Source organism: Akkermansia sp. UBA7090, from assembly GCF_002493465.1.
GTDB lineage: Bacteria > Verrucomicrobiota > Verrucomicrobiia > Verrucomicrobiales > Akkermansiaceae > Akkermansia > Akkermansia muciniphila_A.
In genome coordinates this window covers 63,192-64,496 of the sequence record NZ_DKYW01000002.1, presented here as the reverse complement: position 1 = coordinate 64,496, position 1,305 = coordinate 63,192, and the positions used below count along the sequence as shown (strand labels likewise).

The window sequence follows — 1,305 nt, the reverse complement described above, 5'->3', positions numbered from 1 at the left end:
AAACTCCTGGCCACGCCGGCGTTGACGCGGTGGTACAGGGAGTTCCCCCTCGCTTCCAGGCTGTAGCCTCCGTACACGCTCCAGCGCTCATTGCACTGCAGGGACGTGTTGTACTCCGCGCGCAGGCCGTGCCGTTCCGGGCTCACCGCCCTCCCCCTCCAGCTCATGTCGCTGTACGGGCTGTACACCGTTCCTTCCGGCACGTCCTGCAGGACGTCTCCCACGTAGGACACGCGCAGGGCCTGCGCCCACGGCCTTCCCTTCCATTCGTCCGTCCTGCCTATTTCCAGCCCCACGGGAATGGACAGGCGCTTCAGCGTCGCCCCGCCGAAATCACGGCCGTACCCTCCCTGTTCCCGGAAGGCGTCCTGCGTGCCGTGCGTGAATTCCACCCTCAGGAAGGGCGTCAGCCTCCACCCTCCGGCATAGTCCGCCGTCCGGGACACTTCCGCCTGCGCCAGCCACGTTTCGTTGTTCCATTTGGACGTGGATGCCGGAGCTCCGCCCAGGCGGCTGTTCATTTTGTTGTGCGTCTCCGCCCACGTGAGGCTTCCCTTGAAGGTCCAGCGCGCGCGCCTGCTTTCTTCCAGCAGACGGCCCCAGTACAGGGAGCCCATCCGGGTGTCCTGCGTGTTCCGGCCCTGGAAGTCCCGGCTTTTGGCATGCCCGTAGAGCTGGCCGAAGGCGATCCCCCAGATGCCGTTGTCATGGCCGAACCCGCTGTCCGCCCCCACGGAGTAGCCGCCTCCGTTGTAGTCGTAGCCGTCCACGCCTCCCCGGCTGCGCTGCCGGGCGAAGTCTCCCAGGCCCATGCCCCAGAGGTCGCGCGCATGCTTGTCGGCCAGGCGGAAGGCGTTCAGGCGGGAAAGGACATTGCCGCCCAGGGCCGCCGCGTTGGAGGCCGAGCTCCAGAGGGAGTTGAAGGCCAGCTCACCGGCCAGTTCCGGGTCAATGCTGCTGATGGGGGTTCCGTCCGCCTTCCAGACCAGCTGGAGCTGTTCGGCATAGCCGTCCCCGTCGGCGTCCGTCCACCGGTGGCTCCAGGTTCCCGTGTAGGAGTAGGGGGAGTCCACCCGGTCCGTTCCCGTGGCCTGGGAGACGACCCCGTCAAAGTTTCCCTGAAGGGTGTGTTCCGCGTCCGTCAGCACGTGGAAGACGCGGTCCTGTTTCCAGGAGCGGTCCGCGTAGAAGAAGGGGGCGTTGGAGCCCGTGTCCGCCACGCCGATGAGGCCTCCGGCCGTGAAGGATTGGGCTGCAGAGAGCGTCAGGCCCGGGCCGAAGTCCGGCCCGGCCTGGAGCTGGTGG

General features: G+C 67.4%; 1 protein-coding gene. It reads right to left on the bottom strand.

Going from position 1 to position 1,305, the window contains the following annotated elements:
* Window positions 1–1,305: autotransporter outer membrane beta-barrel domain-containing protein (locus B3075_RS00490; RefSeq protein ID WP_290488165.1), on the bottom strand; the 1,305-nt coding region annotated here is incomplete at both ends.